The following is an 18,640-nucleotide window of genomic DNA, read 5'->3' on the forward strand; positions in this document are numbered from 1 at the left end:
ACGGTTACAACGCAGCCAGTGATATGGTTGCTCGGCAGAGTAAGATGCTAAATGACAACAGCTAACAACAAAATGAGACTGGTCATTCTCAGTGGCCTCTCCGGCTCCGGCAAGAGCATTGCCCTCAATACGCTTGAGGATCAAGGTTTTTACTGCATCGACAATTTACCCACTGGGCTGTTATTACCCTTAATTGAAAACCTAAAACAGGCTCGCCTCAAACTCTATAATCATGTGGCGGTTGGCATTGATGCGCGCAGCGACGCCAATGAGTTGCAAAATTTTCCCAGTACGGTAGAGACACTCAAAACCCTTGGGGTGCAAGTAGAGGTTGTCTTCCTACACTCTGAAGTCAAAACCCTACTCCTGCGCTTCAGTGAAACACGACGCAAACACCCTCTCTCACAGCGTGGTATTCCATTATTGGAGGCCGTCGAAGTCGAGAACGTCGTACTAGGAAAAATACGTCTAATGGCCGATCTCATCATCGATTCCAGCAGCCTCTCCCTTTATCAACTGCGTAATTTAATTGTGCAGCGTCTGTTGCCCAAAACCGATAACAATCTCTCTTTACTGGTGCAGTCTTTTGGCTTTAAAAAAGGCGTGCCTGCCGACAGCGATTTCGTCTACGATGTACGCTGTTTGCCCAACCCTTACTGGGAACCGCTGCTGCGTGAAAGTACCGGCAGAGACCAGAATGTCGCAGACTATTTATCGCAATTTGATGAGGTCAATCAGATGTTTGAGCAGATTCGTTGCTTCTTAGAAAGTTGGATCCCCTGCTTTCAAAGAGACAAACGCTCCTATCTAACCGTCTCCATCGGCTGCACCGGCGGCCAACACCGTTCCGTCTTTCTCAGCGAAAAACTCTACTTACATTTTCGTAAAGAGATCAAACACGTTGCTTTACGCCATCGAGAGTTAGAGTAAGAAAATCCCCCTATGGAGGCTGCCCATGAGCATTGGATTATTAACCATCACACATAACAACATCGGCCATGAAGTACTGGCTGCGGCTCAGCTTATCGTTGCCAAGAAGCCACTGAAAAGCGAATCAATCGGAGTCAAAAGCAGCGACGATCCCACTCGCCTGCTGGAAAAAACAGAACGGCTGCTCGAACAGTTGGATTCAGGCGATGGGGTATTAATTTTAACCGACATTTTCGGCTCCACTCCCTGCAATATCGCCAAACAGCTGAGCCATAAACACCAGCTACAGGTGCTTGGCGGCCTAAACCTCGCCATGATGGTGCGTATTTTTAACTACGCCCATCTGCCTCTTGATCAACTGACAGAAAAAGCCATTGAAGGGGCTCACAACGGCATTATGCAATGTTAAAGCCTTTCATCCACTTCAAACCACACGGAGATAATCATGCTCAGCAGTGACGTCGAAATCATTAACCGGCTCGGCTTACACGCCCGAGCCGCAGCCAAATTTGTCAATATCGCCTCGGGGTTTCACAGCCACGTCGAACTGGAAAACAACGGCCGCAGCGTCAATGGCAAAAGTATTATGGGGGTGATGATGTTGGCGGCCAGTCGCGGTACCACACTGCGCCTGCTGGTGGACGGTGACGACGAGAGCGAAGCCAGCCAACAGTTGATCGAGCTGATCAACGACCGTTTTGGTGAAGGTGAATAGGCGTGAGCCTGCTCTTCAACGGCATCGGTGTTTCACGCGGTTTTGCCATTGGCAAAGTACACCTGTTGCAGCGCGACCAGTTGGACATTTCTCAGCAACAACTCGAACAACAGCAGATCAATGCAGAGATTGAACGCTTCTTATCGGCGGTTGACCTTGCCCTGCAACAGCTGCGTTCGGTACGTGACAACATACCGCACAACACCCCTGTAGAGATTAGCGAATTTATCGACACTCATCTGCTGATGTTGGACGATCCCATGCTCAAAGAGGCTCCCACCCGCATTATTGTCGAGCAGCAGTGCAATGCCGAATGGGCGTTAAAACTGCAAAGAGATGCCGTTGTCGAGGTCTTTGAACGTATGGATGACCCCTACCTTCGCACCCGCAAAGACGACATTGATCACGTCGTGCAACGAATCCAACGAATCTTACTAAAAAAAGAGCCGCTTGAAGAGCCGGAGAATATCAGCTTCTTACACGGCTCCATCGTGATCGCCGATGACCTGACCCCTGCCGACATGATCGTTATGCAACATCAAGGCATTGTCGGTTTTATCACCGAGTCAGGCGGTCCCCTATCACACACCGCCATTTTAGCGCGCAGTTTAGGCATTCCTGCCATCGTCGGTGTCCATCAAGCTAGACATTACATAAAAGACGGCGAAGAGGTGATTTTAAACGGCTACAGCGGCCTCATATTGGCCACACCCGACGACAAAGCCATCACTCATTTTCGCAGCCAACAACAAGCACAAGAGCAGCAGCGCCTGCAACTCAACGACCTCAAAGACGCCGACACCATTACCTTAGACGGCACTCCGGTTATTTTGCACGCCAATATCGAGAGCGCCCACGACATCGACGCTCTGCATGCCGTCAAGGCTCACGGCGTCGGTCTCTATCGCACCGAGTTTCTCTATCTGAATCGCAACGACATCCCCAGCGAAGAGGAGCACTACCAAAACTATCTGAACATTGTCACCGCTTTACAGGGCGCACCCTTGACCATTCGCACCGTGGATCTTGGCGCGGATAAAGAGATTCAAAGCGATAACGAACGCCCACTGGCACACAACCCTGCACTGGGGTTGCGAGGCATTCGGCGTTGTTTAAATGAACCCGCGCTGTTTATGCCCCAACTGCGCGCTATTTTACGTGCCTCCGCCAAGGGACCGGTCAAAATTTTGCTGCCAATGATCAGCAACCTGAGTGAAATTCACCAAAGTTTGGAGCTGCTGGAAGTCAGCAAACAGTCACTGCAATACAGTGGTCTGCCCTTCGACCCACAGATTGAAGTGGGAGCCATGATCGAAGTCCCCGCTGCCGCCATCTCAGCGCACGATTTTGCCCAAGCGGTGGATTTTCTCTCCATCGGCACCAACGACCTGATTCAATACACTTTAGCGATGGATCGCATCGACGACGAAGTTAACTACCTCTACGACCCATTGCACCCAGCGGTGCTAACCTTAATCAACCACGTTATTGAAGCGGGTAAAAGCGCCAAAATCCCCGTCTCTATGTGCGGTGAGATGGCGGGTGATCCTCGTTATGTGCGCCTGTTATTGAGCCTCGGCTTAAGAACATTCAGTATGCCACCCAACTCGGTGCTGGAGGTAAAACAAGTCATCAATAACAGTCACCTGGACAACCTAAAAGAGTCCGCGCAAGCAATACTGCATTGCAGTGAACCATTGCAACAAGCAACGCTGCTGCAACAACTGAATCTGGGCATTGAACCGCAAAGCTTTTACAGCCAAGCCGCACGCTAAACACACGCTTTTTTTCCTTATTTCTCGAACAGAACTCATTTTTTTAATAACAGTACTGCTAGACTATTTAAAAGTGCAATCACACCCCTCCAACGTCCATAACTCAAATCGAACTCATGCCTGACACACAGAGCCAACAGAGCAACCAGCGTCTTACGGATCTAAGCGAAATTTTGCACAGTTGCAGTCTGCAACAGGCACAACGCACCATGAACGCCCTACATCCGGCGGAAATTGCCAGTTTGCTGGAGTCGTTGCCACTGCAACAACGTGAACTGTTATGGAAAATGGTTGACCCTAATCTCGGTGGCCAAGTCTTAATGAAGGTCGGTGACGAGGTTCGCTCAACTCTGCTGCAAGACATGGAAACCACCGAAATTCTGGCCGCCACGGAAAAACTGGAGCTGGACGATCTGGCGGATTTCCTCCAGTCGCTGCCCAACACCCTGATTCAAGAAACCCTGCAAGGAATGGATAAACAGAACCGTCACCGACTGGAGACGGTGCTCTCCTTTGAAGAGGACAGCGCGGGCGGTCTAATGGATCTGGACGCCATCACCGTGCGCGCCGATGTGACGCTGGATGTGGTGCTGCGTTACCTGCGTCTAAAAGGCAATCTACCCCGCCACACCGACCGCCTGTTTGTGGTCAATCGTTACGACACCTACCTCGGTGTGTTATCCATTCGTAAACTGCTCACCAACGACCCCGACTTAATGGTCGCCGACATCATGAAAACCGATGTGGAAGCCATTCATGCCAACCGGCCCGCCACGGAAGTGGCACGACTGTTTGAAGACCACGACCTGATCTCCGCACCGGTGGTGGATCTGGACAATAAGCTGATCGGTCGAATTACCGTCGATGATGTGATGGATGTGATTCGTGAGGAGGCGGAACACACCCTCATGAGTCGCGCAGGTCTCAACAATGAAAGCGATCTGTTTGCCCCCGTAATCAAAAGCAGTCAACAACGTGCCATCTGGCTCGGCCTCAATCTCATGACCGCGTTTCTCGCCTCTTGGGTTATTAGCCTATTTGAAGCGACTCTCGATCAGATCGTCGCCTTGGCCATCTTAATGCCCATTGTTGCCAGCATGGGCGGCATTGCCGGTTCTCAAACCCTGACACTGGTAATTCGCGGTCAAGCTTTAGGCCATCTAGGCAAAAACAACACCCGCTCACTGTTGGCCAAAGAGGTGGCGGTCAGTCTGCTCAATGGCTGCATTTGGGCGGTGGTGGTGGCCGCCATCACCTTTTTTTGGTTTCAAGACCTAAGCATTGGCTTAACCATTGCCGCCGCCTTGATCTTCAATATGTTCACCTCAGCATTGGCGGGGGTCAGCATCCCCATCTTGCTCAGCCGTTTTGGTATTGACCCCGCTCTGGCGGGCAGCGTCATTCTTACCACCATCACTGATGTGATTGGTTTTATGGCATTTCTCGGCTTGGCAACGCTGTTTTTACTGCCCTAAACACGACCAGACAACGCCTACAGATGAACCACCTTCATCACCGGCTGATTTAACTGTGGGTCATCACTGAAACCGGCCACAAACAGCACGGTATTGCCATCACCCTCTAGCAGATAGGTGTTCGCGATCAACTCACGCAACTGCGACCAATCTTCACACTGCGCATCGCTGGCCAACATCGGCACCACCCCCCACAACAAACTCAAGCGCCGCTGCTGAATTGCACTGCTACAAACCCCCATCAAGGGTGCCGTAGGACGTTCAGCGGCCAAAACACGGGCTGTGGTGCCACTTTGAGTTGGAATCACCAAACCCTGTAACTTCAAATCTTCAGCCAAAGAGACCACCGCATGCGCCACTGCGGTACGCAAAGGAAAATGTTGCTCATCACTGACGTTATTCAAACCAGGGCCAAATTGACGACTCTGCCATTGATGACGCTCGGTCTCACGCAACACCCGATCCATGGTCTGCACCGCTTGCAACGGGTATTTTCCCATCGCCGTCTCCCCTGAAAGCATCACCGCATCCGCCGACGACATCGCCGCGCTGGCCACATCGCTCACTTCTGCTCGGGTGGCACGCGCTGAGGTAATCATCGACTCCAACATCTGTGTGGCAACGATCACCGGCTTGTAGTGGCTGCGTGCCTGATAAATCAGCTCTTGTTGAATCAGAGGGATGCGTTCAGCAGGCAGCTCAATACCCAAGTCACCACGGGCGATCATAATGCCGTCACTGTGCTGCAAAATGGCCAATATGTTCTCCACCGCTTCCGGCTTCTCAATCTTGGCAATCACTGGAATATCCGCTTTAAGGCGCTTGAGATGGTTTTTAAGATGAACCACATCGCTGCACTCGCGCACAAAACTAAGCGCCACATAATCCGCCCCCAACTCCGCTGCCAAAGCGGCATCAAGACGGTCTTTACGCGTAAACGCCGGTACGCTCAATTCTGAATCGGGCAAGTTCATGCCTTTACGATCCTTTAAAACACCGCCATAAATAACCCGACAAAAAATATCCTGCGCTTCAATTCGCTCAACGTGCAACTCCAACTTGCCATCGTCAAGTAAAATGCGCTCGCCAACGGCCACCTCCTGATGCAATTTTGCGTACGAAGCGGGAATCAAACCCGACTCACCACACACCTTGCGCGTGGTGATCCTCACACTCTCTCCCTCATGCAGCTCAATGCTGCCTTCGGAAAATGTCCCAACCCGAATTTTAGGCCCACACAAATCCATTAAAATGGCCACCGGCTGCATCAGTCGCGCTGCCACCTGCCGCACTCGTTTGAACAGAACACGGTGCTGATCATGATCACCGTGGGACATATTCAAACGCACCACATTCACTCCCAAAGCCAAGAGTTCGGTCACACTCTGCTCTGAATTGCTTGCAGGGCCTAAGGTGGCAATAATTTTGGTTCGCCGCCAATGCAGTAAGGCATTTTTTTTCACCACAACACTCCTGTTCCATTCTCTGTACTGTTAACCATAGCAGGAACCAACTTCTATGCCACAGCTCTAAACAGCAACTTAAAGCAGGGGAAAACCCCTATCAGTCGCAAAAAAACAACACTAAAAAGCACTTTAACCACAAAAAAACGACTCGCATCACGCTAAAAGATTACAACTCCGCACGTATCTGCGCTAAACTTCGCAGAAATCGACGAGATAGAGAGAAAATGCTTCTTTCTCACTTAAGCGTCACTCAAGGTTTGTTCCAAATAGACAACACCCAAACTTATGGCAAAAATTCTGCTTCTGCACGGCCCGAACCTAAACCTCCTCGGTCAGCGTGAACCCGGCCACTACGGATCCACCGGATTGGAAACCATCAATAAACGCCTCACTGACCTCGCTCAGCAGGCAAATGTTGTGTTGTCTGCCTTTCAAAGCAACAGCGAAGAGAAGCTGATCAACCGAATTCACGCCGCAGGAAAGGAAAAAGTGGACTTTATCCTCTTTAATCCTGCCGCCTACACCCACACCAGTGTGGCACTGCGCGACGCACTGCTGGCTATCGATGTTCCCTTTATCGAAATCCACCTCTCCAACGTCTACAAACGAGAGGCCTTTCGACACCACTCCTATTTCTCCGACATCGCGGTCGGGGTTATTTCAGGTCTGGGCGTCATCGGCTACGAATGCGCGCTAAACGCTGCCCTAGAGCAGCTCTCTAAACCAAAGAATTAAACACCAAGGTCATATCAATGGACATACGCAAAGTAAAAAAACTCATTGAACTGCTGGAAGAATCCGGCATTGCGGAGATCGAAATCAAAGAGGGCGAAGAGTCCGTTCGCATCAGCCGTCAGGTAAACAACATGATGGCCGCTCCCATGCAAATGGCCGCACCCGTTGCCGCCGCACCCGTTGCCGCCGCACCCGTTGCCGCCGCACCTGCTGCCGTAGCAACCGAAGCAGAAAGCAGCCCCGCGCTGCCTTCCGGCCACGCCGTTGAATCCCCCATGGTCGGCACCTTTTACCGCTCCTCTTCTCCCACCTCCAAAGCATTCGTGGAAGTGGGCCAACAGGTCAGCGTTGGTGAAACCGTCTGCATTATTGAGGCAATGAAAATCCTCAATCAGATTGAAGCGGACAAAGCCGGTACCGTTAAAGCCATTTTGATTGAAAATGGCGAGCCGGTTGAATTTGGCGAACCCCTCATCATCATCGAATAATTCGAATAAGCAGACTCCTATGATTGAAAAAGTCCTAATCGCCAACCGTGGCGAAATCGCGCTGCGAATTTTGCGTGCCTGCCGCGAACTCGGCATCCGCACCGTTGCGGTCTATTCCACTGCCGACCGCGACCTCAAGCACGTGCGCCTCGCCGACGAAGCGGTCTGCATCGGCCCACCCAAATCTATGGACAGCTATTTGAATGTCCCTGCGATCATCAGCGCAGCGGAAGTAACGGACAGCGTCGCCATTCACCCAGGTTACGGTTTTCTCTCAGAAAACGCCGATTTTGCCGAGCGCGTCACCTCCAGCGGCTTTAAATTCATCGGCCCCTCACCTGAAGTGATCCGCATTATGGGTGACAAAGTGGCGGCGATTCGGCAGATGAAAGAAGCGGGCGTTCCCTGTGTGCCAGGTTCCGATGGCCCCCTGGGTGAAGACGGCGATGAAAACCTGCGCATGGCACGTCAAATCGGCTATCCCGTCATCATCAAAGCCTCTGGCGGTGGCGGCGGTCGTGGTATGAGGGTCGTTCACAGCGAAGGCTCGCTGCTCAACTCCATCGCCCTGACCAAAAGCGAAGCGGCTGCGGCGTTCAATAACGACATCGTCTATATGGAGAAATTCCTCGAACACCCCCGCCATGTGGAATTCCAAGTGCTCTCCGATCAACACGGCAACGCCATTCACCTCTGCGAACGGGACTGCTCCATGCAGCGTCGCCACCAGAAAGTGATCGAAGAAGCCCCCGCACCGGGCATCACCCCCGAGATGCGCGCCAAAATTGGCGAACGCTGCGCCGAAGCCTGCCGCACCATCGGTTATGAAGGCGCAGGCACCTTTGAGTTTCTCTACGAAAACGGCGAATTTTTCTTTATCGAGATGAACACCCGCATACAAGTAGAACATCCGGTCACCGAGATGATCACCGGCATCGACATCATAAAAGAGCAGCTCTACATCGCCAGCGGTGAACCCCTGCGGATCAAACAAGACGAGGTCAAAATCAACGGCCACGCTTTTGAATGCCGCATCAACGCCGAAGATCCGAAAACCTTTATGCCCTCACCAGGCACCATAAAACAGTACCATGCCCCCGGCGGGCCTGGGGTGCGTGTCGATTCCCACCTCTACAACGGCTACACCGTCCCACCGCACTACGACTCCATGATCGGCAAACTGATCGTTCACGGTGAAACCCGTGAAACGGCACTGGCTCGCATGTGTGGCGCACTCAGCGAAGTGGTGATCGATGGCATCAAAACCAACATCCCTCTGCACCGCGACATCGTGCAAGATTCGGCTTTCCGTGCCGGTGGCACCGACATTCATTATCTGGAAGAGAAACTGCGCCGCTAATGGCTTGGTTACAGATCGCCCTCGAGCTGGAGAAACAACAGCTGGAACAGCACGAAGATGCTCTGCTCAATGCAGGCGCACTCTCCATCACCTACACCGATGCAGCGGATCAACCGCTGCTGGAACCGGCTCCTGGTGAAACCCCCATCTGGCAACAGGTGCGCCTGTTTGGTCTGTTCAACGACGACACCTTACCCGAACGGATTTTATTGCAGCTGTGTGTTGAGCTGAATCTGGCGCGTCCACCGGCACATCAATTTGAACTGCTGGAAGATCGCAACTGGGTGCGTGCGTGGATGGACGATTACCAACCGATGCAGTTTGGCGCTCAACTGTGGGTCTGCCCCACCACATTGCAACCGCCCAACCCGAATGCGGTCAATCTACGCCTCGATCCAGGTCTGGCCTTTGGTACCGGCACTCATCCCACTACCGCCCTCTGTTTAAGCTGGTTAGCCAACGCGGATTTAGAAGGCAAAAGTGTAATTGATTACGGCTGCGGTTCTGGCATTTTAGCCATTGCCGCGCTGCTATTGGGAGCCAAACAGGCTCAGGCCACCGACATCGACCCCCAAGCGCTGCTGGCCACGCAGAGCAACGCCGAGTTAAACAACGTTGACTCACGCCTCACCTGTTGTTTGGTGGAAGACTTTGAAGCGCCAAAAAGTGATCTGGTGATGGCCAATATTTTAGCCGGGCCACTGACCGAATTGGCTCCCCGTTTAGCTGCTCTGTGTACCTCAGGTGGCCAAATCATTCTCTCGGGGCTTTTGGCTGAACAAGCAGAAGAGGTACGAAGCGTCTACCAACCGTGGTTTGAACTCTCTCCCACCCAACAACAAGGGGAGTGGATCTTGCTGCACGGTCTGCGTCACCACGCTTAGGTCTTAATTATGTTTGTTCGCTGCTCCAGCTGCCACACACTGTTTCGCATCACCCTCGACCAATTGGAAGCGGCGGAGGGTCGGGTGCGCTGTGGCTCCTGTTTAACCGTGTTTGATGCCCACGAAACCTTGCAGGTGTTTGACGATGAGCCAACACAAAAAAGCGCAGAAGTGGACTCCAAGATAAAAAAACACGCGCGTAAAACAAAACATCAACCCGAAATCTTGCAAGATCGTGCCGATATTCCCAGCATTTTACGCGACGATCTCCAAAAACAAGAACAACAGCGCAGCCTTGGCCGTCGTCTGTTGCGTTTCAGTCTCACTCTGCTTTTGCTGCTCGTCTTGCTGCTGGCACTGGCCACACAACTGTTCTACTTTGAACGTGAGCAACTGGCACAACGTCCCGAACTGCGCCCCCTGTTAGAGCAACTTTGCCACATTCTAGAGTGCCAACTGCCACCGCAACGCGACCTCAGCAAAATCGAACTGCTGGAGCGCAACGTTTACTCTCACCCCAATATCAAAGGGGCATTAATCATCAATGCCACTTTAATTAACAACGCCAACTACCCCCAACCCTACCCTAAGCTGGCCATCAGCATGGCCAATTTACGTGGCCAAACTCTGGTTGGGCGAGTGTTCAAACCCACTGAATACCTCCCCGACCAACAGCCCGATAAGATGCCCGCTGGAGTCGAAATCAACATTGTCTTAGAGGTCGAAGATCCTGGCCAAAATGCGCTCACCTTCGAGTTGGATTTTCTGTAAACGCTACTTTCAGCGCCATTTTGTTGTTTTTTTAAAACAAAAAAAGCCTAACTAGACTGAAAAATCCTAAAATTTCCAACACAAATACGACAAACAAGTGGCGTAAAGACGACAAAATCAGTACACTTAAGCCAGCTTTAATCAGTGACCATCAACGATAAGAGTGATGGCAATGGATCGCAAAACATTACAAAGGGACCCTTGTTGGTCTTTTTTTCATTTCTGATGCAAAAATCTTAGTTATGCAGATTGGCAATTACACACTGAAAAACAATCTGATCTTGGCTCCCATGGCCGGTGTCACAGATCGCCCCTTTCGACAGCTCTGCCGCCGTTTTGGAGCAGGTCTGGCGGTGTCAGAAATGACCTCCGCCAACGCTTTGTTGTGGAACAGTAAAAAAACCCTACAACGCATCGATTTTCAGGGCGAAGAAGCACCATGCAGCGTGCAAATTGCTGGGGGTGAACCTGAAATGATGGCCGCTGCGGCGCGTTTTAATGCCGAACATGGCGCACAGATCATCGACATCAATATGGGCTGCCCAGCGAAAAAAGTTTGCAATAAACAAGCAGGATCCGCTCTGCTGCAAAACGAACCACTGGTAGAAGAAATTATTAAAGCCGTCGTCAAAGCAGTGGATATTCCTGTCACGCTCAAAATTCGCACCGGCTGGGATCAAGAACACCGCAACGCCCTCACCATCGCCCGCATCGCTGAGCAAAATGGCATTCAAGCTCTGGCCATTCATGGCCGCACCCGCGCCGATGCCTATCGAGGCGAAGCCGAATACGACACCATTGCCGCCGTTAAACAAGCAATATCAATCCCCGTGATTGCCAACGGCGACATTCGCAGCCCCGAACAAGCCAAAATGGTGCTGGAAAAAACCCAAGCGGACGCCATTATGATCGGTCGCGCTGCACAAGGCCGACCTTGGATTTTTGCGGAAATCGAGCATTTTTTAAAAACAGGTCAAACCTTGGCACCTCGCAGCGATGCGGAAATCAGTGCCATTTTTATTGAGCACCTGCAACAGTTGTACGCGTTTTATGGCGAACATCAGGGGGTTCGCGTGGCGCGAAAACACATCAGCTGGTACTGCAAACACAAACCCGACAGTGCTGCGTTTCGAAAAAACATATATAAAATAGAAGAGAGTCAATGTCAGATCGAGCAGGTAAAACGTTTTTTTTCAGAGCCAACTCGCAACCCTCAGGTAACCGCATGAATGATGCAGACAATCCCAATCAAGCTCCCATAGAATCCATCACCCCATTAAAAGTCTGCCTGCAAGCAGAACTGGAACACTACTTCAATGCTCTGGGTGATCAACACCCCAGTGATCTCTATAAAATGGTCATTGGTGAAGCAGAACAAGCGCTGTTGGGCATCGTCATGCAACGTACTCGCAATAACCAAAGCAAAGCCGCTGAGATCCTCAACATCAACCGTGGCACCTTGCGCAAAAAACTAAAAATGTACGGCTTAGAACGTTAATTTAACGCCCCACCTCTTCAGAGTCTCCTGTCCATCTAGCTTAATCATCACGTCAAACAGCGATGATCTTGCAAAAAAACAGATACGTTTTAGCCAAGAACATCACTGGAAAACAACCTCCCAGCCCATTTTTAGAAAAAAATACCGTACAACCGCTATTCTAGCCAAAATTCATGTTGTTTTACCTGACAGTACAGACTCTTTCTTAATCAAGAGTTTACAAATAAAACAGGTCAAAATACAGAATATAACTCAACATAACAAGGCAGACACTGGCTTATCACGGATCTGCTTTTTAGCTGCAAACAGATCGTTTACAAGGACGTTTTTATGACCCACCCTCAGCATCATGTGCGGACTCTTTCTCTCTCTATTTTCACCCTATTAGCACTCTCACCACTCACGTCCGCAAACACAGAAAAAGATCAAGGCTCTAACTGGTCGATCAGCGCTTTGGGTGGCATCAGCCTTCTTTCACCCTACAAAAACAGCACCCAGCTAAATGTTGATAATAATCAAAACGTAGGTTTCTCTCTGTCACTGGATTACCTCTGGAACAAACATTTACTCTTAAGTGGATTTTATCTTGATGCGGGTGGCGTCGATGTCTCTGATAACAGTGGCTTATTGGGACAACTGAATTATAAATATTACGGCGGCAGCCTCTCTTGGATGCCTTTTTCAGCCCGTAACACCGTCTCACCTTATTTAAAAGGCGGCTTACACAGTGTTAAAAACAGCGCCTCCGACACACGTATTCTCTTTAGTCAAAGTTCCAGTGTTGGCACTCACCTCGGAGCGGGAGCCATCTGGAAGTTCTCTCCCGATTGGCGATTAATTGTTGATCTGAGCAGCTACGGAAAAGACTCGTTTGTCGCCTCAGCGGGATTACGTTATCAACTTTTTAACAACTCCAGTAACAAACCCGCCTTCTCTCTCTTTGGCAACGAAGAGAGCAGTAGAAGCGATAACGTTTTATCACGCTCACTCTCTGCTGATGCTCCTAAAGAGATTATTAAAGTTGATTTAGGCCGCAGTGAAGCGCCCTTTGACCCAGGCTTGCATCGCCTTAATAAAGTAGGCGAAAAAATCTGGTCAAACATGGCTAAGGAATTAAATGAGGCTCAATACAAAGTAGTCGAACTGAGCAGCAAAAACAGTCGGGACAACGATTACTGGGTACGCCAATTAGCCGTTCAACGAGCCGAAAGCGTCCAGAGTTTTTTAATCGGCTTCGGCGTCGCTGAGGAGCAAATAGTACTGAGCGGTTTTAATCGCAATGAAACAATACCTGAGCAACACACCATGAGCAGCGCCGATTTAGCAGCTGAGAGCCAATGAGCTACTGCAAACAGAAGAACCTTCACCTGAGCTCAGCATTGATGTTGAGCCCTTCGATGCTTACGCCTATCAACTCAGCAACTCAGCAAAGGCAGCTTGGGCTGCCATAGCCGACCAATTGATTGAACACCCCAATTTACACATTGAATTAGCCGGTTACACCGACACCAGTGGTTCTGACGAGCTTAACGGACAACTGGCACAACAACGAGCCGAATCGGTAAAAGAGCATCTGATGTCACTGGGTGTCAACGGTGATCAAATTTCTGCTCAGGGTTACGGCGACAGCAGCCCCATCGCAAACAACGCCACCTTTGAGGGGCGCAAACTGAATCGACGTGTTGAGATTCGCAACCGGTAAAACTAAACCAGAAGATCAGATTAAAATCTGACCGCCTAGTTTAGGCTTTACAATATCGAGATATTCAAACGGATTTGACTTTTAAGACGGAGCTTGCCACCCATGACCTATCTGATTCTTCAGACCCTTGCTGATGGCCGTACCCAGCAGATTCCTGTAACAGAAGGACTCTCGCTCAATGTTCAGCAAGGCAGCAACTACAGCCTAATTAAAACAGACACGCAACAGCCACCCAACTGTTTGAAAGTGTTTAAACAGGGCAACACCCTGATCATTGAAAATGATGATAAAAAAGTGGCTGAAATCAACGACTTTTTCGCCAAGGGTAGTGATGCAACCTTTACCCCTGACAGCACATCGTTGCCCAGCGAAACATCAAACAGTCATCTGCTCAGCAGCCAAAGCGAAACCCTTGCTGGTGAAGAGGGACTGCTCTGGGCAGCAGAGAGCGACTCATCCTTTCTGGCCTTATCACCCTTAACCCTGCTCGGCGGTACGCTCTCCGCTGGGGTATTGGCCGCCGGAATCTCCGGCCAAACCACAACTCTGGAAGCGCCCAACAATCAAAATAACCCCAGCGTGACCAATCCCAACGTGACCAACCCCGTCTTAGGTACCGTTCGAGTCGCTCTACGCAGCGATCTTGGCATCGCCGGTGATGACATCAGCAGCATCGGCACTCTGAACATCAGCGGCGTGGATGCCAATGCCGTAATTGAATACAGTCTTGATGGCGGCAGCACGTGGAGCAACACCTTTAACGCCATTGAAGGCCTTAATCAACTTCAGGTACGACAAAACGACAACAACGGCAATGTCAGCCCCACCACGGCCTTCAGTTTCACCCTCGATACGGCAGCGCCCAACAGCGCACCACAAACAACCATATCGACAACAGGAGGACTTATTCTCAACGGCACGGAAGCCGGAGCCACGATAGAATACAGCATCGATGGCGGCAACACATGGACAACCGGCTTCACTCCCGTGGAAGGCGTCAACACCGTTATGGTTCGCCAAGTAGACATCGCGGGCAACGCCGGCCCCGCTTCCGCTGCCGCCACCTTTACCCAAGACACCATCGCCCCCAATGCCCCCAGCGCTGCCTTCTCCCTCAGCACGGGACTCACCGTCAGCGGTACCGAAACCGGCGCTCTCATTGAATACAGCATTGATGGCGGCAACACGTGGACAACCACCTTCACCCTGTGGCACACGCTCGCGTCAAAGCGGCAAGCAAACAGCGATCAGCTGGTCCTTCGATCAGACCTGATCGCCCACGGGTAATCATCAGCGGCCCGCGCTCTCCGCAGATTGATGGCCACCTTCCCCTGAAGGCACACGCAGAGACACCGGTATACGCCGCTCCGCAACGCGCTCCCAACGCTCCCAGCGTAGCTCTGACAACAGACTCAGGTGTGATTGGCGATGGCATAAGCAACGTTGGCACGTTGGCCGTTTCAGCTGAAGCGGGAGCTTTGGTGGAATACAGTGTCGATGCCGGTGTAACATGGACAAGCAGCTTTAACGCGGTTGCGGGGCTCAACAACGTTCAAATACGCCAAAGCGACACCGCAGGCAACATCAGCCCAATCACTTCATTCAGTTTTACCTTTGAAACCCTCGTCGCCGCTCCAACGGTCACCTTGACCAATGACTCAGGCACACTTGGAGACGCCATCAGCAACATCGGCAGCCTCAATGTCGGCTCTGTTGTCGGTGCTCTGGTGGAGTACAGCGTTGATGCCGGAGCCAACTGGACAACCACCTTCACGGCCACCGAAGGCCTGAATAACGTCCTCGTTCGCCAAAGCGGATCTTTCCGGTAATATCAGCGCCGCAACGCCGATCAATTTCACCCTTGATACCCTCGTGATAACACCCACTCTGACTCTAAATGCAGATTCAGGTCTGCTCGGTGATGGCATTACCAACAGTGGCCTAATCAACACCACCGGCGTAGAGGCCGGAGCCAGCGTGGAATACAGCGTCGATGCCGGAACAACGTGGACAGCCACCTTTGTCGCCATCGAAGGTGCTAACAGCGTCATAGTGCGTCAGACCGACGTCGCCGGTAACATCAGTCTACCTTCAGCTCCACTCAATTTTATTCTTGACTCGCTACTGCCCATCACCCCCACGGTGGCGCTCAGCATCGACTCCGGCCTCATTGGGGATGGCATCAGCAACAACGGTGCTGTCACCGTCACCGGCTTGGAAGTAGGCGCACTGCTGGAATACAGCATCGACACCGGTCTGAGTTGGACACCCACTTTCGCCGCCATTGAGGGTAATAACAGCCTCATGGTGCGTCAAACTGATGTGGCAGGCAATGTCAGCCTGCCCTCCGCAGCACTGGTTTTCAACCTAGACAGCCTCGCCCCCCTCACTGCCCCTGTCGTCACACTGACCACCGACTCCGGCATTGTCGGAGACAACATCAGCAACGTCGGCACCCTCAATATCAGCGGCACTGAAATAGGCGCAACCGTGGAATACAGCGTCGATGCCGGTGTGACATGGGCAACCACCTTTACCGCTGTCGCTGGCCTCAATAACGTACAGGTACGCCAAAGCGATGCCGCCAGCAATGCCAGCCCCGTCACCCCTTTCAGCTTTACTTTTGAAACCTTAGTCGCCGCTCCAACAGTGGCTCTAAACACAGACTCGGGCATCGCTGGAGATGCCATCAGCAACATCGGCACGCTTAATGTCACCGGCCTTGCTGGCGCGTTGATTGAATACAGTGTCGATGCCGGTCTCACATGGACAGCCACCTTCACCGCTGCCGAAGGCAACAACAGCGTCATGGTGCGTCAAACCGACATCGCCGGTAATATCAGTCCCGCCTCTGCTGCTCTGGTCTTTATCCTAGATACCGCAGCGCCTCTTGCTGCCCCCAGCATCGCTCTGACCACCGACTCCGGTGCCTCTGCCGTTGATGGCATCAGTAATGTCGGCACCCTCACCACCACTGGTGTGGAAGCAGGAGCCACAGTGGAATACAGCGTCAATGGTGGAATCAGCTGGACAGCCAATTTCACTGCTACCGAAGGCAACAACAGCGTTCAGGTGCGCCAAACCGACATCGCCGGTAATATCAGCCCCGCTTCCTCAGCGCTTAACTTTACTCTGGACACCGCCGCGCCTCTTGCTGCCCCCAGCATCGCTCTGACCACCGACTCCGGTGCCTCTGCTACAGATGGCATCAGCAACACCGGCACCCTGACTACCACTGGTGTGGAAGCGGGAGCCAGCGTGGAATACAGCGTTGATGCCGGTCTCACATGGACAGCCAATTTCACTGCTACCGAAGGCAACAACAGCGTTCAGGTGCGCCAAACCGACATCGCCGGTAATATCAGCCCCGCTTCCGCAGCGCTTAACTTTACTCTGGACACCGCAGCGCCTCTTGCTGCTCCCAGCATCGCCCTAACCACCGACTCCGGTGCCTCTGCTACAGATGGCATCAGCAACATCGGCACCCTGACTACCACTGGTGTGGAAGCGGGAGCCAGCGTGGAATACAGCGTTGATGCCGGTCTCACATGGACAGCCACCTTCACCGCTGCCGAAGGCAACAACAGCGTCATGGTGCGTCAAACCGACGTCGCCGGTAATATCAGTCCCGCCTCTGCTGCTCTGGTCTTTACCCTAGATACCGCAGCGCCCTTAATCACCTCCGTCACCCCCGTGGACAACGCCACCGCAGTGGCATTAGCCGATAACATCGTGCTCAACTTTGACAGCAACGTACAGGCAGGCAGCGGTAACTTTGTCATCAGTGACGGCGCGGGAGACACACGAACCATTGCCGTGACCGATGCGACTCAAGTCACCATCAGCGGCAACAGCGTCACCCTAAATCCCAGCGCCGACTTGGCAGCTGGAGTCAATTACAATGTCACCTACGCTGCCGGTGTCCTCAGCGATGCCTCAGGCAACGGAATTACCGCCCAAGCCGATCCACTGGCACATAATTTTGATACCCTTGCCTTCGCAGGAAACTCATCTGTGGTGATCTTCGACTTGGTAAACGGGGTCAGCTCCAACCATTCAGGACGCACCTTTGATCCTAACGTTGCTTACACCATTCAGATTATTATTGATCCAACCGCCGTGGCCTTGAACACCACCCCCGCAGCAGGACTCACTGCTTCATACGGTACATGGTCGGGTGGCGGCTCACTGGGAGCCGACGACACCTTAAACTTTATCAGCGGGGTAAACGGAGCAACGGGTGCCGACGTTATTGGCTTTGTTAGCAACGTCGGCACCGTGGCACAGCCGGTAAGTCAAGTCTCCTCATACCCCTCATTGCTGGCAGCCTGGACCTCCTCTCAACTCGCCCTGTATGCCGATAACAACGGTACCGTCGGGCGTTTTATGAGCGGTCAAATTCAATTCGCCAATGTCTGGACGGGATCCTGGAGCACCCTCGGTGCAGGCAGAGATCCAGGCAATACCATGATCCCTCTGCCTGCGGGACTTTTAACCAGTCAAGGATTAGTTTAATAAAAAATAAGATTAAAAAACCCTTTATCTGATTTTAGTAAGGTTTATGTATGATGGTATAACTTAAGATCCTGCCCAGCGACAGAATTCAAACGGATTTGATATTCAAGACGGAGCTTGACCCCATGGATCATCTGATTCTTCAAAACCTATCTAACACCTACAGAAAACAGACCAACAAAACCAAGAGATTCTCTCTTGGCATTCATCAGGGCATCCAATACGCCCGCAGCAACAAACGAACTCAGCAGCCCACGAAAAATCTACTTTAAATTTCATAAAGTAGCCCCCCAATGGATTTAATACTTAAGATGGAGCTTTAACCT

The 18,640-nt window shown here is 51.8% G+C and carries 18 protein-coding genes; 17 read left to right on the forward strand and 1 reads right to left on the reverse strand.

From position 1 onward, the window contains the following. Positions 1-51 precede the first annotated feature (51 nt). From rapZ to mgtE, 5 genes are all read left to right on the forward strand, one after another. Complete coding sequence (gene rapZ, locus Q9O24_13030; GenBank protein ID MDQ7076036.1) at positions 52-930, forward strand: RNase adapter RapZ; 879 nt, start codon at positions 52-54, stop codon at positions 928-930. 25 nt (positions 931-955) lie between these two features. Beyond that, the gene (locus tag Q9O24_13035) at positions 956-1,339 is read left to right on the forward strand and encodes a PTS fructose transporter subunit IIA (GenBank protein ID MDQ7076037.1); all 384 of its coding nucleotides are present in this window, start codon (positions 956-958) and stop codon (positions 1,337-1,339) included. A 36-nt stretch (positions 1,340-1,375) separates the two neighbouring features. After that, on the forward strand, positions 1,376-1,645 hold the full coding sequence (locus tag Q9O24_13040; GenBank protein MDQ7076038.1) for an HPr family phosphocarrier protein: 270 nt from the start codon (positions 1,376-1,378) through the stop codon (positions 1,643-1,645). 2 nt (positions 1,646-1,647) lie between these two features. Beyond that, positions 1,648-3,420, forward strand: a complete 1,773-nt coding sequence (ptsP, locus tag Q9O24_13045; GenBank protein MDQ7076039.1) for a phosphoenolpyruvate--protein phosphotransferase — start codon at positions 1,648-1,650, stop codon at positions 3,418-3,420. Between the two features lie 116 nt (positions 3,421-3,536). Then, on the forward strand, positions 3,537-4,895 hold the full coding sequence (gene mgtE, locus Q9O24_13050; protein ID MDQ7076040.1) for a magnesium transporter: 1,359 nt from the start codon (positions 3,537-3,539) through the stop codon (positions 4,893-4,895). Between the two features lie 17 nt (positions 4,896-4,912). Here the strand turns inward: mgtE and pyk are convergent, their stop codons facing one another. Further along, positions 4,913-6,358, reverse strand: a complete 1,446-nt coding sequence (gene pyk / locus Q9O24_13055; protein MDQ7076041.1) for a pyruvate kinase — start codon at positions 6,356-6,358, stop codon at positions 4,913-4,915. 288 nt (positions 6,359-6,646) lie between these two features. Between pyk and aroQ the strand changes: the two genes are divergently transcribed. From aroQ to Q9O24_13115, 12 genes are all read left to right on the forward strand, one after another. Beyond that, complete coding sequence (gene aroQ / locus Q9O24_13060; protein MDQ7076042.1) at positions 6,647-7,096, forward strand: type II 3-dehydroquinate dehydratase; 450 nt, start codon at positions 6,647-6,649, stop codon at positions 7,094-7,096. Positions 7,097-7,113: 17 nt separating this feature from the next. Beyond that, complete coding sequence (gene accB / locus Q9O24_13065) at positions 7,114-7,584, forward strand: acetyl-CoA carboxylase biotin carboxyl carrier protein (protein MDQ7076043.1); 471 nt, start codon at positions 7,114-7,116, stop codon at positions 7,582-7,584. A gap of 19 nt (positions 7,585-7,603) precedes the next feature. Next, a complete protein-coding gene (accC, locus tag Q9O24_13070; GenBank protein ID MDQ7076044.1) occupies positions 7,604-8,944 on the forward strand; it encodes an acetyl-CoA carboxylase biotin carboxylase subunit in 1,341 nt (446 codons plus the stop codon). Then, positions 8,944-9,828 (forward strand): 50S ribosomal protein L11 methyltransferase, encoded by an 885-nt coding sequence (prmA, locus tag Q9O24_13075; protein ID MDQ7076045.1) that lies wholly within the window; start codon positions 8,944-8,946, stop codon positions 9,826-9,828. Before accC ends, prmA begins: the two co-directional genes overlap by 1 nt. 9 nt (positions 9,829-9,837) lie before the next feature. Continuing rightward, positions 9,838-10,599, forward strand: coding sequence for a DUF3426 domain-containing protein (locus tag Q9O24_13080; protein MDQ7076046.1), 762 nt, complete (start codon positions 9,838-9,840; stop codon positions 10,597-10,599). A gap of 233 nt (positions 10,600-10,832) precedes the next feature. Then, the gene (gene dusB / locus Q9O24_13085) at positions 10,833-11,828 is read left to right on the forward strand and encodes a tRNA dihydrouridine synthase DusB (protein ID MDQ7076047.1); all 996 of its coding nucleotides are present in this window, start codon (positions 10,833-10,835) and stop codon (positions 11,826-11,828) included. Continuing rightward, positions 11,825-12,097, forward strand: a complete 273-nt coding sequence (locus Q9O24_13090; protein ID MDQ7076048.1) for a helix-turn-helix domain-containing protein — start codon at positions 11,825-11,827, stop codon at positions 12,095-12,097. Before dusB ends, Q9O24_13090 begins: the two co-directional genes overlap by 4 nt. A gap of 330 nt (positions 12,098-12,427) precedes the next feature. After that, on the forward strand, positions 12,428-13,438 hold the full coding sequence (locus Q9O24_13095) for an outer membrane beta-barrel protein (protein MDQ7076049.1): 1,011 nt from the start codon (positions 12,428-12,430) through the stop codon (positions 13,436-13,438). A gap of 37 nt (positions 13,439-13,475) precedes the next feature. Further along, positions 13,476-13,799, forward strand: a complete 324-nt coding sequence (locus Q9O24_13100; GenBank protein ID MDQ7076050.1) for an OmpA family protein — start codon at positions 13,476-13,478, stop codon at positions 13,797-13,799. A gap of 102 nt (positions 13,800-13,901) precedes the next feature. Next, positions 13,902-15,086, forward strand: coding sequence for a hypothetical protein (locus Q9O24_13105; protein ID MDQ7076051.1), 1,185 nt, complete (start codon positions 13,902-13,904; stop codon positions 15,084-15,086). Between the two features lie 131 nt (positions 15,087-15,217). Then, positions 15,218-15,628, forward strand: coding sequence for a hypothetical protein (locus tag Q9O24_13110; protein MDQ7076052.1), 411 nt, complete (start codon positions 15,218-15,220; stop codon positions 15,626-15,628). Between the two features lie 43 nt (positions 15,629-15,671). Continuing rightward, the gene (locus Q9O24_13115; protein MDQ7076053.1) at positions 15,672-18,314 is read left to right on the forward strand and encodes an Ig-like domain-containing protein; all 2,643 of its coding nucleotides are present in this window, start codon (positions 15,672-15,674) and stop codon (positions 18,312-18,314) included. Positions 18,315-18,640: the final 326 nt, after the last annotated feature.

It is taken from the genome of Gammaproteobacteria bacterium (assembly GCA_030949385.1).
Taxonomy (GTDB): domain Bacteria; phylum Pseudomonadota; class Gammaproteobacteria; order JAUZRS01; family JAUZRS01; genus JAUZRS01.